The organism is Streptomyces sp. NPDC030814 (assembly GCF_055572155.1).
This window is the reverse complement of sequence record NZ_JBVIDX010000042.1, coordinates 14,570-30,145: the sequence shown is the minus strand read 5'-3', so window position 1 is coordinate 30,145 and position 15,576 is coordinate 14,570. Positions and strand designations below refer to the sequence as shown.

Annotated in this window: 8 protein-coding genes and 1 pseudogene; 7 read left to right on the top strand and 2 right to left on the bottom strand. The window is 68.9% G+C overall.

Annotation, left to right across the window (positions count from 1 at the left end):
- Positions 1-90 precede the first annotated feature (90 nt).
- From ACZ43N_RS41055 to mobF, 4 genes are all read left to right on the top strand, one after another.
- Positions 91-7,005: a polymorphic toxin-type HINT domain-containing protein gene (locus tag ACZ43N_RS41055; protein WP_468104727.1), complete on the top strand. Its 6,915-nt coding sequence runs from the start codon at positions 91-93 to the stop codon at positions 7,003-7,005.
- A 57-nt stretch (positions 7,006-7,062) separates the two neighbouring features.
- Positions 7,063-7,545: a hypothetical protein gene (locus tag ACZ43N_RS41050; RefSeq protein WP_468104726.1), complete on the top strand. Its 483-nt coding sequence runs from the start codon at positions 7,063-7,065 to the stop codon at positions 7,543-7,545.
- A 310-nt stretch (positions 7,546-7,855) separates the two neighbouring features.
- A complete protein-coding gene (locus tag ACZ43N_RS41045; protein ID WP_468104724.1) occupies positions 7,856-8,218 on the top strand; it encodes a hypothetical protein in 363 nt (120 codons plus the stop codon).
- Between the two features lie 347 nt (positions 8,219-8,565).
- Positions 8,566-10,494, top strand: a complete 1,929-nt coding sequence (mobF, locus tag ACZ43N_RS41040; RefSeq protein WP_468104722.1) for a MobF family relaxase — start codon at positions 8,566-8,568, stop codon at positions 10,492-10,494.
- Between the two features lie 324 nt (positions 10,495-10,818).
- Here mobF and ACZ43N_RS41035 read toward each other — a convergent pair whose 3' ends face one another.
- A complete protein-coding gene (locus ACZ43N_RS41035) occupies positions 10,819-11,268 on the bottom strand; it encodes a hypothetical protein (RefSeq protein ID WP_468104720.1) in 450 nt (149 codons plus the stop codon).
- Between the two features lie 1,088 nt (positions 11,269-12,356).
- On the opposite strand from ACZ43N_RS41035, the gene ACZ43N_RS41030 reads away from it, so the two are divergent.
- The 3 genes and pseudogenes from ACZ43N_RS41030 to ACZ43N_RS41020 all read left to right on the top strand — a co-directional run bounded on the left by ACZ43N_RS41030 (position 12,357) and on the right by ACZ43N_RS41020 (position 14,578).
- On the top strand, positions 12,357-13,571 hold the full coding sequence (locus tag ACZ43N_RS41030; RefSeq protein WP_468104718.1) for a replication-relaxation family protein: 1,215 nt from the start codon (positions 12,357-12,359) through the stop codon (positions 13,569-13,571).
- A pseudogene (locus ACZ43N_RS41025) lies at positions 13,555-13,819 on the top strand (hypothetical protein). Before ACZ43N_RS41030 ends, ACZ43N_RS41025 begins: the two are co-directional and overlap by 17 nt.
- A 501-nt stretch (positions 13,820-14,320) precedes the next feature.
- Positions 14,321-14,578 carry a DUF6207 family protein gene (locus ACZ43N_RS41020; protein ID WP_468104716.1) on the top strand — a complete coding sequence of 86 codons (258 nt, stop codon included), beginning with the start codon at positions 14,321-14,323 and terminating at the stop codon, positions 14,576-14,578.
- Here ACZ43N_RS41020 and ACZ43N_RS41015 read toward each other — a convergent pair.
- Positions 14,556-15,431, bottom strand: coding sequence for an ATP-dependent DNA ligase (locus ACZ43N_RS41015; protein ID WP_468104714.1), 876 nt, complete (start codon positions 15,429-15,431; stop codon positions 14,556-14,558). The two genes, ACZ43N_RS41020 and ACZ43N_RS41015, sit on opposite strands and share 23 nt — an antisense overlap.
- Between the last annotated feature and the right edge of the window lie 145 nt (positions 15,432-15,576).

Below are 15,576 nucleotides of genomic sequence, written 5' to 3'. Positions count from 1 at the left end.
GAGAAGGTCGTGAAGGCTGCACACCGGGCGGGGCGCCGGCGCTGGACAGGGCGCGCGGCAGCGATTCTGGCCTTGGCCATGCTGCCGAGCATGCTGGCACAGTCCCAGTTCCAGGCCGAGGCACAGGACAAGCCGCTCGGCCGTCCCAAACTGCCCGCCCCGCGCCAGGCCGACCTGCACACTGTCAAGCCCAAGCCGGACAAGAAGAGCGCCGCCGCCCTGAAGAAGGCGGAAGCCGCTGACAAGGCCGCGGCCAAGCGCGCACGCGAAGAACAGTCCGCGAGCCCGGTGTGGCCGAAACCCGGCACCGTGACGGTGAAAGTGCCGACCACCGGAGCCACCCGCGCCAAGGCAGGATCACTGCCGGTCAGCATCGCAGCCCCGAAAACCAAGCGTTCACCAGCCGCCGACGAGGTGACCGTCACGGTCCTGAGCCGCAAAGCAGCGAGAGCGGCCGGAATCAATGGGGTGCTGCTCACCGTCACGGGCAACGAAAAGGGCGCTGCCCGACTGGCCGTGAACTACGACAAGTTCGCGGTCGGAGGCGGCGACTTCGGCGGCCGACTCCGTCTGGTCCAGCTGCCCTCCTGTGCCCTGACCAAACCTGACAAGCGCGCCTGCCGCGTTCAGAAGGAACTGCCCTCCGTCAACAGCCGCCGGACGGCCCGGGTGGCCGGCGACGTCAGCCTTCCGCAGCCGACGGCCGACGCCTCGAAGACCGCCGCACCCGGAACGGCTTCACAGACGAGCCAGATGACCGTGCTGGCCGTCACCGCGGGCGCCGCCTCAGGTCTCGGCAGCTACAAGGCCACCCCGCTGTCGGCTTCCTCCACATGGGAAGCGGGCGGCTCCTCCGGCTCATTCACCTGGAGTTACCCGCTGGGCGTCCCCTCCCCGGCGGCCGGACCGAGACCTGATCTCGCCTTCTCCTACGACTCCAGCAGCGTCGACGGGCGCACCGCGAACACCAACAACCAGGGATCCCTGGTGGGAGAGGGGTTCGACCTCACCTCCTCCTACATCGAGCGCAAGTACGGCTCGTGCGACGACGACGGCCAGACCGACAAGTTCGACCTGTGCTGGAAGTACACCAACGCCTCCCTCGTGCTCAACGGCCGAGCCTCCGAGCTGGTCAAGGACGACACCAGCGGTGAGTGGCGGCTGAAGAACGACGACGCCTCCAAGGTCGAGCACCTGACCGACACCGCCCTCGGTAACGGCGACAGCAGCGGCGAGTACTGGCGCGTGACCACCGGCGACGGCACCCGGTACACCTTCGGCCTGCACAAGCTGCCCGGCGCACCGACCGGCGAGCGCACCAACTCCGTGTGGACCGTGCCGGTCTTCGGCGACGACGAGGGCGAGCCGGGTTACGCCGGCGGCACCAGCTTCGCCGGACGGTGGGACATCCAGGCCTGGCGGTGGAACCTCGACATGGTCGAGGACACCTACGGCAACGCCATGACCTACTGGTACGCCGCAGAGAAGAACTTCTACGCCAAGAACGGCGTCGACTCCCCGGGCACCGAATACGTGCGCGGCGGCTACCTCAAGGAGATCCGCTACGGACAGCGCGCCGACGCCCTCTTCAGCGCCGTGCCGGCCGCCTCCAACAAGGTGACCTTCTCCGTAGCCGAGCGCTGCCTAGCCGCCTCTCCCGGCTGCGACACCCTGGACGAGGCGCACCGCACCAACTGGCCCGACGTGCCCTACGACGCGATCTGCAAGGAGGGGGATGCCTGCACCGGCCTGAGCAGTCCCAGCTTCTTCACCCGCAAGCGGCTGACCGCTGTGGAGACGTACTTCTGGAACACGAAGCTCACCACACCGGCCTTCGACCAGGTCGACTCCTGGAAGCTCAAGCACCTCTACCTGGATCCCGGTGAGGTCGGCGACTCGTCGGACCAGTCGCTGTGGCTCGACGAACTCCAGCGCACCGGGACGTACGGCACCGACATCTCGCTCCCGGCCATCAAGTTCGGCCACCAGATGTTCAAGAACCGTGTCGACGGCACGGCCGACAACATCCTTGGACTGGGCAAGCCCCGTCTGTCCACGGTCGTCTCCGAGACCGGGCAGCAGACCACGGTCGACTACATGCCCGCCGAGTGCACAGCGGGCATGACCAAGCCGGCCGAGGACAACAACACCAAGCGCTGTTACCCGGTCTACTGGTCGCCCAACGGCGGTTCCGTCCCCCAGCTCGACTGGTTCCAGAAGTACCCCGTGTCCGACGTACGCCTCGCCTCCGCCTACGGAGGCACCCTGGCCGTCAACCACCACTACGACTACTCGGGCGGCGGCGCGTGGCACTACAACGACGACCCCATGACGCCCGAGAAGGAGCGCACGTGGTCGGTCTGGCGGGGCTTCGAGAAGGTCACGCACACCGTAGGTGACGACACCGGGCCGAAGTCCAAGGACGTCACCGTGTACCTGCGCGGTATGCACGGCGACAAACAGAAGGACGGCTCCACGCGCACCGTGAAGGTCACCGGTATCAAGGCCCCGGAGATCACCGACCTGGACCAGTACGCTGGCCAGACCCGTGAGCAGGTCACCTACGACGGCGCCGACGAGATCTCCGGGAAGATCAACGACCCCTGGTCGAAGAAGACCGCCACGCAGCACAAGTCGTACGCCGACATCGAGGCCTACTACGTACGCACGCAGGCCACACACTCCCGTACCAGAGTGACGTCCGGCGTCAGCGCCACGGACAAGACGCGCACCACGCAGACGACCTTCGACGACTACGGCATGCCGGTCACGGTTCAGGACTCCGGCAAGGAAGCCTCGGGCGACGAGGTCTGCACCCGGACCTGGTACGCCCGCAACACTTCCGCCGGGCTCACCGCGCTGGTCTCCCGTGAACAGACGGTCGCCAAGGCGTGCAGCGTGTCCACGCTCGACCTGCCGGTCGACGCCTCCCGTCCCGGCGATGTCATCGCCGACACCGCCACCTCGTACGACAGCACCACGTGGTCGGCAACACAGGTACCCACCAAGGGAGCGGTCCGCTGGATCGGTCGTGTCGACCGCTATGACGCGTCGGGCAATCCGGTCTGGGAGAAGGTGACCGAGACGGCGTACGACACTCTCGGGCGCGCGACCACGGTCACGAACAACCTCGGGAACCGGACCCTCACCACCTATACCCCGGCCACGACCGGCCCGCTGACCCAGACGGAGGTCCTCAACGCCAAGGACCACAAGACCGTCACGGTCATGGACGCCGCCCGCAGCCTCCCGTTGAAGACCACGGACCCCAACAGCCGAGTCACCGAGCAGGCCTACGACAGCCTGGGCCGGCTGACCGAGGTGTGGCTGCCCAACCGGTCCCGCGTCCTTGCCCAGGGCGGCAACTACAAGTTCGGCTACAGCATCTCCAGCACGGCTCCGTCGTGGCTGTCCACGTCGATTCTCGGCAGGACCCAGTACAACACCAGCTACGAGATCTTCGACGCGCTCCAGCGTCCGCGTCAGACCCAGGCCCCCTCACCCCGCGGCGGCAGGGTCGTCGGCGAGACCCTGTATGACGACCGCGGCCTGGCGGTCGAGACCAACGCCGACCTGTGGGACACCACCGCCCCCTCCGGCACGCTCGTCGGCACGGCGGGCGGCTCCGCTCCGCTGCACACCGAAACCAGCCACGACGGGACCGGCCGGCCGACCCAGGCGGTGACCAAGACCTACAACACCACCCGCTGGACCACGACGACCAGCTACACCGGAGACTCCGTCACCACCACCGCACCCGACGGCGGCAACGCCGTGACCGTGGTGAGCAACCTGCTCGGGCAGGTCACCGAGCGACGCGAGTACCCCAACCCCACAGCCACCGGCACACCGGCCACCACCACGTTCACCTACACTCCCGGCGGCCAGACCCAGACCATCACCGGCCCGGACCAGAAGCAGTGGTCCTACGGATACGACCTCAAGGGACGCCGCACCACGGCGACTGACCCGGACAGCGGCACCACGACGTCGACGTACACGAGCGTCGATCAGCTGGAGACCAGCAAGGACGCGGAGGACAAGAAGCTGGTCTACGGCTATGACGTACTCGGCCGCAAGACGGACCTGTGGCAGACCGACAAGACGGACGCCAACAAGCTCGCCACCTGGACCTTCGACACAGTCACGAACGGCAAGGGCTACCTGGCCGCCGCCACCCGCCACGTCGGCGGAGCCGGGGGCAAGGCCTACACCCAGAAGATCACCGCCTACAACAGCCTGTACCAGCCGCTGTCCTCGGAAGTACAGCTGCCCGCAGCAGCCGATGAGCCCCTCGTCGCTGCGGGAGTTCCGCAGACCCTGAAGTTCGCGACGGCGTACAACGTCGACGGCACCGCCCAGTACTCCCGCGAGCCCGTCGTGGCAGGTCTGCCCGCCACCGGCACACAGACCTACGAGCAGATCGACTTCACGTACAACACCCTCGGCATGCTCAACACCGCCAAGGGCGTCACCGGCTATCTGCTCGGTACGACCTACACGCCGCTCGGCATGCTGGAGCAGCAGACCCTGGGCAGCGACTCGGCGGGCAAGAAGGTCTACGTCGCCAACCAGTACGAGGACGGCACCCGCCGCCTGAAGGAGTCGGACGTCACCACCGACACCCACAGCTACATGGTGCAGGACCTCAAGTACTCCTACGACGACGCCGGCAACATCACCGCCATCTCCGACACCGCGACCTGGCAGGGGACCTCGCAGGCGGACCACCAGTGCTTCGCCTACGACGGCCACCGGCGTCTCACCGAGGCATGGACCCCGAAGACCGCGGACTGCGCCGCCTCGGGTCGCGCGACCTCGAACCTGGGCGGGGTCGCCCCGTACTGGTTCAGCTACACCTACAACGAAGCCGGTCAGCGCAAGACCGAGACCCAGCACGGCCTCTCGGGCAACACCACGGTCAACTACGGGTACGGCACCACCACCGGACAGCCGCACCCGATGACGACGACCGAGACCACGGTCCCGGGAAGCTCGACTCCCACCACGAAGACCTACACGTACGACAAGACCGGTAACACCACCACCAGGCCCGGCACCCAGGCGAAGCAGACCCTGCTGTGGAACAGCGAGGGCAAACTCACCGACGCCAGTGAGCCCGCTGCCGAAGGCAAGCCCGCCACCAACACCAAGTACGTCTACGACGCCGACGGAGAACTCCTCATCCGCCGCGCCGGCACCACGGACGGGGAAACCGTGCTCTACCTCGGCGGCACCGAGGTGAAGCTCACGGTCTCCAACAGCGGTGCAAACAAGGTCCTCTCCGGCACCCGCTACTACGCCGGAGGCGCCGTACGAACCGCCAGCCCCAGCAAGAGCGAACTCACCTTCCAGGCGGGCGACCACCACGGCACCATGAGCCTGAGCGTCAAGAACGACGCGACCCAGACCGCCACCCGCCGCTACCTCACCCCCTTCGGAACCCCCCGCGGCGACGAGCCCAGCACCTGGCCGGACGACAAGGCCTTCCTCGGCAAGCCCGCTGACGAGACAACCGGGCTGACCCATGTCGGAGCCCGCCAATACGACCCGTCCCTTGGCCAGTTCATCAGCGTCGACCCCGTGCTCGACACCAACAACCCCTGGTCCCTCAACGGCTACGGCTACGCGAACAACAGCCCCGTCACGCACTCGGACCCGACCGGCCTCTTCTGTGACGGTTGCAGTACGGACAACCCGGACACGGTGTGGACACCGGAGCACGGCCCTGGCTGCACGCACAGCAACTGCTACGACAAGGACGGGAACGTCGAGTACGCGATCGACCACAGTGGGGGCACGGCGAGCAGCAACACCGGCAGCGGTCAGACAGCGAAACAGCCCGAGATCATCCCCGGCACGCCCGTCCCCACCGAGGAATACCTCCGCAACATCGGGTACGACCCCTTCAAAAACCAGACGTACAGCCAACTCCTCGTTCAATGGTCCGACAGCAAGTGCCAGTCGGATCCGGGAAGTGACCTCTGCGGTGCCCTCAACGCACTGGGATGGATCAGCCCGACGCAGGACTTCCTGGAAGTCATCGGCGTACGCGACGCAATCCGCTGCGCTCAGGGAAGCGTCAGTGCCTGTGTCTGGACGGCGGTCGGGCTGCTTCCGGTGGGGAAGCTCGCGAAGGCGGCGAAGCTCGTCAAGGCAGGCGACAACGCAGCCGCGGCGGCGCTGGCCTGCGTGAGGAAGAGCTTCCTCCCCGGCACCCAGGTGCTCATGGCCGACGGCACCACCAAGGCGATCGAGGACCTGCGGGTCGGTGACGAAGTCCTGGCGACAGACCCTGAGACGGGCAGAACCTCACCACAGAAGGTCACCGCCGAACTTTTGAGCGAGGGCGTTAAGAACCTCGTCAAACTCACGGTGGAGGATGAACAAGGAGCTCGCCAAACGGTAACCGCTACCGACAACCATCCATTCTGGGTACCCGCCCTGCTCCTGTGGGTGAAAGCCGGCGAACTTGAGCCCGGGCAGTGGCTCCGCACATCCGCCGGGACCCTGGTCCAGATCAAGGCGATCAAACGCTGGACCCAGACCGCCCGCGTACACAACCTGAGCGTCGCCGAACTGCACACGTACTATGTACTGGCGGGCGAGACTCCGGTGCTCGTACACAACTGCGGCGGATCCATCGACCGTCACAGGTCGATATGCAACTGCGCTAATGGCGATAAGCCTGCACTGATGCGTGGCCCCAAGCCAAAGGGTACGGGGCTGCACAATCTGAAGATTAGCGAAGTTGCCGACCAGGTAACGGACGGTCAGGTGATCGCGGGAGGTGGCATGTTTCCTGAACGAGAGTTTGCTACACCCGGAGGATTCAAGAGTTCTCGTAGACCCGACATTCTTGTGCAGAGGCCGGACGGTAGCCTGTATGGGATCAACGTGGGCAAGCGGACGATGCGATCTGGTGCCCCCATCAAGCGGGAAGCCGAGGCGTTGCAGGATCTTGAGGACATCGGGATCCCGATGCACTTCGTTCCCTACAACTAGCGAGTCACGATGAAAGTAACGCTTCAGTTCCACGGTGATCGCCAAGAAATCTGTGCGATGGCTTGGGAGTGGGCCCGAGAGTCGGGGATGCTCATGGTCTCGGAGCGCTTCCACCCCGCCTACCAGGTGCAACTGATAGGCGGGGTGGAGGGAGTGAGCGGTAAGGTGGGGTGTGGTGACGGCATTGACCGTATTTCTCTGAATCCCTCTCCCCCCGACCTGAGCGCCACTTCATCCCTTGATTACGCGAAGAGGAATCCGGATTCTCTGTTCATTAGTCTTGGTGAGCAATCCGACACCATTCTGAAAGAGTCGTTCCTGGCGGCTATGACCGATGACGCGTCACTTGCGGCAGTTTGGAAAAGGCTGCGAGAGCGTGCTAGGAGATCCATGCATAAGGGTGCTTGGGTGGAGAACACCATGTCGAGCGCACGGTCGAGGGTGGCCGGTCATTACTACACGGAAGAGGCCAAGCGACTTGCGCAAGCAGGCGTGGTTCCGATAGGTGGAACGGGCTGGATTAAGTATCAGTTCGAATAGCCCGTTCCGTCTGACCGGCAGAATATCTCTGATGCAAGCCAGAAGCCCCACCGGATTTCGTTTCGGTGGGGCTTCTGGGGTCGCCCGCGGCCGCCGCGATCCGAGCCCGGGTCATGGCCGTGGTCGACGTCGCTCATTGGACCAGCTTCGGCTGGAGGGGGCGTACACCCGCTGCCGTGCCCTCGTGGTCCGCTCGAGGACGCGGGTCCACCGACTGGCACGGCGGCCGCCTGCACTCCGGCCGCTCCGGATTCTAGGTGATGGGGCGGGCGAGCCGTCGCCAGCGTCGGCGAGGCGGCAGACTTCCGTCATGAGCAGCCCCCGACGCCGTCGACTGAGCACCGGCCCGAGCACGACCAGGACCACGCAGGCGCCGGGGCCAGCAGCCGTATGGGAGGGGCCGGCTGACGCGGCGCCGCGCGTCGGGGTGTGGGCACGGGCCATGGCCGATGCCGCTTTCGAGCTGCACGACATCGCGCGGCCCGGCGGCTGGGACCAGGACTCCGCCGAGGACGCCGTTGCCGCGTTCGAGATCCACGTGCAGACCCTCGCGACCCTCCACCCCGATGCGACGGACGTCCTCGACGTGGCGGTGCGGATCGCGGCGGAGCTCCGGCGTCTGTTCCGCCTTCCCGCCGACACCACACCAGGGGCAGAGCAGGCAAAGCCGTGAGACAGGCCCTGCTCGCTCCTGCGAGTGATCGCGGCCCCGGCCCTGTGCCCGCCCGACTCCTCGCGGGTTAGCCGCTTCCCGTGCCGAAACTTCCGGTTGACCTTTCGCGCGGTGGTGGTGTCGCACCCGATGCGCACCGACCGCCGCGCGCCGCGCGCTGCGCCGGTTCGGTGAGAGTGCGCGGTGGTGGTGGAGCCTGACCGGAGAGCGTTGACACTCGCGCGCCGGCCGGAGCCGCTTCCCGCCTGACGGGCACCTGAGAAGAAAGTTCGGCCGCTGCTCCCGCCTGGCGGGAGGGAACGCTGATCGGCCTTTTCTCGCAGGTCAGGGCCGTGTGGCGTGTCTGCATGACGATGGATATCACGCTGATCACCGCCGGGCAGATGTACCGCTACTTCCTGCGCCAGGTCCTCGTCGGCGACGGCCGCCGACGGGGCCGCACGCCGCTGAAGAAGGCGCAGCAGGACGCCGGAGTGCCGGTCGGCAGATGGATGGGCCGGGGCCTGCCCGCTCTCGGTCTCGTGCTCGGTGCGGAGGTGACCGAGGCGCAGCTGCGCTCCCTGTTCGGCGAGGGCCGGCACCCGGACGCCGACCGGCTCGTAGCCGAGCAGCTGGCGACGGGGAAGAAGCCCGCGGCCGCGCGCCGGGCCGGTGCGCTCGGACGCAAGGTGAAGGTCACCGGAGCCCATCTCGTCTTCCGCCCGCAGCCGACCCTGCAACTGCTGTGGGCGCTTGGGGATGAGGAGACGCGCAAGGCGATCGAGGCCGCACACGAGCGGGCCATCGCCCTCGTGCTCGCATGGATCGAGGACGACGTCGCCGTCATCCGCTACGGCCCGCAGGGCATCCACCGCACCCGTCCCGCGCACGGCCTGGTCGCCGCCCTCTTCCGCCACTACGAGGCCAGGTCGGGCATGCCGCTGCTCCACGACCACCTCCTTCTGTCCCTCAAGGGCCTGCGCCCGAAGGACGGTGTCTGGGGTGCGGTGCACTCCACGGCGTTGCTGGAGTCGGCAGTCGCCGCGTCCGCGCTCTACAACGAAGTCGTCATGGCTGAGGCGTGCGAGGCGCTGGGACTGGCCTCCGAGCCGCGCACCGTCACGCCGGGCCGCCGACCAGTCATGGAAGTCGCCGGCGTTCCGCACGAGCTGATCCGCTGGACTTCCCGCCGCAGCGCGCAGATCGCCGCCTGCCTCACCGACCTGGAGCGCGAGTACGTCACCGCCACCGACAACGACGGCAACCTCAAGTTCGGGCCCGAGGTCTCCGAGCGGACCCGGGCGAAGCTGAACCGGATCGCCGCCCTCAAGACCCGCCCCACGAAACCGCGGCCCCGCTCCCTGACGCAGCTGCGCCAGGACTGGCGAGACAGCGCGCGAGCCTTCCTCGCCGCTGGCGCCGACCTCATCGACTCCCTCCTCGAGCGCGCCCGCGCCGCGGCCGCCGCGATCCGGGCCCGGGTCGCCGTCGTCGTCGACGTCGGCCTGGCGGCCGTCGCCGTCACTGCCACCGTGTTCGTCATGAACACCGGCGGCTGCTTCCACCGCCGCCACCTGCTCGCCGAAGCCCGCCGCCACCTCGCCCTCGTCCAGCGCGGCCGCCGCCGCGAACCCGGCCTGGACGAGACGATCGTGAAGACCGCGCTCGCCGCCCACTGCACCGACATCACCGAGGCCCGCACCGAGCGCGGTGAGGAAGCCGACTACCGCCTCTACACCGCCCGATGGGCAGCCGCCGCCCCGCCGCGCTCCCGAACACAGGCAGCCGTCTCCGGCCGGGACCGGTGGCCGGCCGCCGACCCGGCCGCGCCCTTCCTGCCGCTTCAGCCGGGGGAGTGGGACATCCCGCGCGTGCCACTGCGCCACGACCGCGCCGTCATCGCCACCGCCGTGCTCACCGCCCGGCTGCGCACCGCACGCCGCACCGGCCGCCCCCAGTACGGCCCGGCCACGCACCAACCGTCCATGCCAGCCGAGCAGCTGCTCCTCTTCGCCCAGGAGCAGCCGCCTGTGGCGGGCCGCCCGGCGGTCGACGTCGCGGTCCTGCGCACCGACCTCGAGGCTCTGGGGCTGACCGCTGAACAGCTCGGCTACCTCAACCGCGCCGGGCAGCACCTCAGCAAGCTGCGCAAGGACGCCAACCGGCGTGCGCACCAGGCCGCCACCGGCAGCGCACCGGATGCGCAGAAGGCTGCCGATGCGCACCGCCAGGACGACCAGCGCGCGCACCAACCGCACCAGCCCGGCCCCGGCCAGAGTCCCGGTGCGCACCGGTAACCGCATCCGGTGCGGAGGACGATTCGCCGTATCGCGCCGGGGGCGATTCGCCGAATCCCCCTGGGATACGGCGTATCCACCACCATGCGCACCGCGCGCGTTTTCCCTTGACCACGAACCTGGTCAAGGGAAAACGCACCGCACCGATGCGCACCAGCCGCGCGCCGACCACCGCGCGATGCGCATCAGCTGCGCACCGAGGCGCGGTTACCGGCGCGTTCGATGCGCACCGGCTCAGGCGGCGGTGCGCACTACACGGTGGTGGTGCGCACCCGATGCGCACCGGCCGCCGCGCGGCGCGCATCAGCTGCGCACCGCGGCGCGCTACCGGTGCGCACCGCCCGAGGGACACGCCGCGTGGGCCCGTTCCAGGTGCTCGGTGCGCATCGTCTTCAGGGTGTCGACGATGTCCTCGCCCTCCTGCCTCAGGACGTTCTCGGTGAACCGGATGATGGTGTTGGCGACGCCCCAGATCGCACTGGGGACGCACTCTTGTGTCCACTCCTGGAGCGCGGCCAGCAGGACGCCGCCGACCTCGTCCAGAGCGAAGGAGTCCGCGCACGGATCGGCATCGGCCGCCAGGTCCGTGACGGGCAGGATGATGTCCTCAGCCAGCCGCAACAAGAGGTAGGACGGCGCCGGAACGGCCCTCGTCCGATCGACGACGGCGGCAAGGCCGTGCTCGCTCTGGTCCTGGATCGCCAGGACGTACTCGAAGGCGAGCTCCACCTCTTCGGGCGTCAGCGGCGTGCGGGACTGCTCCAGGTGCGGCATGCGGATCTCCTCAACAGGTTGCCGCCGTGCCGATCACGGCGACTGACCCGATGCTCACGCCGGGCCCCTGTGGATAAGGGCCGGAGATCTCTCCCCCTCTCCAAACCGGGGTGAACTGGTGCGTCAAGGGTCGAAGCGGGCCCTCTTGTCGAGTGTGGTCGGGCCGACCATGACCCCTTGTCGAGTCGTGGTCGGCCCGACCACGGACCCCTTGTCCGATGCGGCGCGGGCCGCCAGGAGCGCACGTTTCTCCTTGACAGACTCCGCTACCGGCCGCCGTCAGGTCGCGGACAAGGGGTGGGTGTTCACGATGGCCGCCACGCGCCCGCAGGAGGGGCATGCAGCGGCCACCGAGCCATCGGGGCGGCTTCTCCCTCGCGCGGGCGTGCCACCGGCCGTCACAGGGCCGGTGGAGGACGCCACGACGCAAGGAGAGACGGGGATGATGACCCAACACAGGTGCCCGCCGTACCCTGACCACGCCGCCGACCGGCGAGCCGCGCGCCCCGCACTGACAGGGCTGGTCGGCCGGACAGGCCGCCGCAGTCTCCTGCCGCCGGCGCTTGCGATCCCACTGCCGTTCCCACTTCCGTGCCCGGCGCGAGCGCGGACCGTATTTCCCCTGGCCACCACGGCTTTCCGGGGCTTTGGTGCGTCGTCACAACCCTCTTCTCTCCTCCTCTCACTGACCAAGCCCTGGGACATAGGTGGGGGTGGGGTGTCAGTGGTGGAGGCGATCATCGGGTTCAGGGCGCGCCTGGTGCCCTCTGCGGCCGGGGGCCGGCGCCCGGCCGGTGGCCGGACGCGACGCATGGGAGGGCGGGGCTGATGGCGAAGCGCAAGGAGAACGAGGCGGGATCGTCGACCGGGCTGCGCGCCGATGTGCTGCGCGTGCTCGGGGTGCTCAAGGCTGCGACGGCGGACCAGATCCAGCGCTTGTCCTCTCCGCACCTGACGTACCGGCACACCCTCAAGAAGACGGCAGCCGAGCGGAAGGAGGCGCGCACCGCCTCCCATCGCGGCGCGCTCAACGATCTGCGACGGCACGGTCTGTCCGTCGACGGCGGCCGCACCCGAGGCGGGAGGAGGTGCGGCTGCTCACGAAGGACGGGCTGGCCGCCGCCGGCCTCGAGTTGGACCGGGGGCCGGAGGAGATGGGCGGCATGCCCAAGAGCGCGGGCCGCTCGGGTGCCTCGCACGCGATGACGGTCAACGAGACGGTCATCGCGATGATCCGCCCGAAGCCCGACCTCGCCCTGGTGGCCGGTGAGCCGGCCGAAGCCATCGCGGCCGCCCAGGCATGGGTCGACGCGCCCGACGGGATCGGCACCCTCACCTCCTACGCCACCGAGGTCGCCCTCCCGGCGACCGGCACCTGGAGGAACCCCGGCGTCGGGTCCGCGTGGGCCGACATCGTCCTCACCGCCCCGGAGGTGGGACTGCCGCTGTTGTTCATCGAGGCCGACAACTGCACCGAGGAAGCCCCGATCATCGCTGCCAAGTTCGACAAGTACATGCGCCACTTCCACCGGAAGGTGAAGGACACCGACGGCAGGGACAAGCCGATGTGGCGCACCCGCTGGTCCGCTCCCGATCCTCAGTGGGGCGACGCGACGCACCCGCCGGTCCTGCTCGTGTTCCACCAGGTCGGCAAGCGGCCCGCGCTGCAGCAGATGAAGAACGTCGCCGAACTCACCCGCGAGCACTGGCAGGGCCAGTGGGCCGAAGGCGGCTTCCGCATCTACAACCAGAAGATGCCGATCGTGGCGACCACGCTGGAGCTGCTGCGCGAGCACGGCCCGGCCGGGCCCGCGTTCTGGCGTTTCGGCCGCGAGGACCGACAGAACCTGTGCGAGGCGATCGGCAACCCCCGCCGGGACGCCGCCCTCGCCCGCCGCGCCGAAGAAGGGCGGCGCCGTCTCGCGCAGCAAGCAGTAGAACGCGAGGCTCAGCGACCCGTGTGCGCCGACTGCGGGACCAAGTTCACCGACGATCGGTGGAAGGCCAGCGTCGCGGTCGACTGGGGCCGCGGGGACAGCCACCCGCACCTGTGCGACGACTGCAAGGCCCGGGCAGTCGAAGCGGAGCGGCAGGCGGAGCAGGCAGAACACGAGCGCCAGGAGCAGGAGCGCCAGGAGGTGGAGGAGGTGCAGGCCTCGAAGGCCAGCGGCTGGCTCGGACGCTGGCGCAGCTTATTCGAGCACGCCACCCCCGGCAGCGCGAGGGCTTGCCCAGGGTCGCCTGGGCAAGCCCTCGTTGTCGGTGGCGGCTGCGAGGCTGGAGGGCATGGACAGCGACGATGAGCAGCTGCTGCGCGGCCGGATCTACGGAGCCGATCACGACCATCCGGGCCCGAAGCCGGGCCGCAGCTATGCCGAACTGGTGGGCGGGCCGCTGGACGGACTGCTGCTCGACATCACCGGCTGGAGGCCGGAGGAAATCGACGACGGTGTCTCCCTCGCCACGGAGCTCGGGCAGTTCGGGCCCGGCGGGAGGGCGCTGTACGACCCACGACCCGGCCCGCTGGGACTGGGGCGGCGACAGCCCCTGATCACCCGCCACCGGGCGGTCATCACGGCACGAGAAGTGGCCACCGTGTTGCACTGATGCGGCCACTGTTCGGTGAAACGGCTCATGGGGTCCCGAGCCTCTGCCAGTTTCGAATGCGTGGATCAAGGATGGGCAGCGGTTATCGCAGGTGGCGTCGGTCTTGTTGGCGCGGTCGTTGGTGCTCTCGTCGGCGGGCTTGCCGCGGTCCGGGGCGCTCGGATCGGTGCGGAGATGAACGCGGCCGCCGTACGGGAACAGGTTCGAGACCAGGCTGCTCTGGAGCTGCAGCATTGGGTCCGCCAGGAACGGCAGAAGGCCTGTCTGGCTGGAGATGCTGGCTGAGGACGGGCAGGAGATGAAGCTCGCCTACCTGGAATTCATGCGCGTCAGTCAGGCCGCCCTGCTGCCTGGCTGATCGTCGTGGGGCTTGGCCAAGCTACTCGGTCGGGTGAAGACGCCGGATCGCCGGAACCCTCCGGAAGGCTCGGGCGTAGTGCCGTACATGAACCCGATCAACGAGGTGCACGTGAGCGAGCCCGGCCTCCTGGTCGTCGACGTCGCGGCCGCCGACGACGCCACCGCCCTGGCATTCCAGCAGCTGCTCGCCGACCGGTGGGCGACAGCGACAGCGGAGCACACGACCCGGGACGCGGGCGAGCCCGGCGTACGGCTGCGCTGCTACCTGGACCTGCGTCAGCCCACCGACCTGGTCACTGCGTCGGCCGACGCCGCGCCGGTCAGCGCAGCCGCATCACAGTGACGACCGCGTGCCGGGTCGTGCCCGCCACGACCTCTACCACGGCACCGCCCCCGGCGGGCGTGTAGGAGTCGCCGGCCTTCGTGAACGCCCGCCCGGCCTGGGGGACCAGCCGCGGGGCCACGCCCGAGGACAGGGCCGTGGTCAGCCTTTGGGACAGCGCCACCCGTCCGTCGGGCAGTCGTACGGCGAGCGCCTTCGGGTGCCGGGCGCTGCCGGTGAACCCGACCACGGCCGCGTCGACGGTGTCCGCGTGCCTGATCTTCGCCCAGACCCGGCCCGCTTTGTAGGCCCCTCGCAGCGGCTTCGCCACGATCCCCTCAACGCCGGTGCCTTCGAGCGCCGCGTACCAGAGCAGGGCCTCGTCCAGGTCGGTGGTCGACCACACCGGCACGATCGACGGACCGGCGTCGGCGAGCACGTCCAGGAGGACCTGGCGGCGCTCCACGTACGGACGCGGGCGCAGGTCAGGAAAGCCCGCCGCAGGATGGGCCAGGACGTCGAACGCCACGTACGTCGCGGGGTGCCGGTCGGCGAGTTCCCGTGCCCGGCGCGGCCTGGAGAGTGCGCGCGACTGCGCTGCCTCGAAGCTGATCCGCGCGTTGCCGTCCGCGTCGGAGAGGTACACCACTGCCTCGCCGTCCAGGATCACGCCGGGCGGCAGGCGCATGGCGGCCACGGCCAGATCCATCCAGAGCGCGGTGACGTCGCGGCCGGAACGCGACTGCAGCCGGACACTGTCCTCGGTCCGCCACAGCACGGTCCGGTGGCCGTCGACCTTGATCTCATAAGCCCACGGTCCCGTCGGAAGCTGCGTCACCGGGCGGGCCAGGGCGACGTCTACGGGCCACTCCACCCCCTCAGCCTGCGCCCCTGGGACACCGGCCGCCTGCTGGCTACTCCCGCGCTGCCAGCAGGCGGCCCGGGCGGCGAGGCCGCTGCGGTACAGCCGCGCCGCCGCACGGCGCGAGCCCGGCCGCGCTACGCGACCGGGCCCTGAA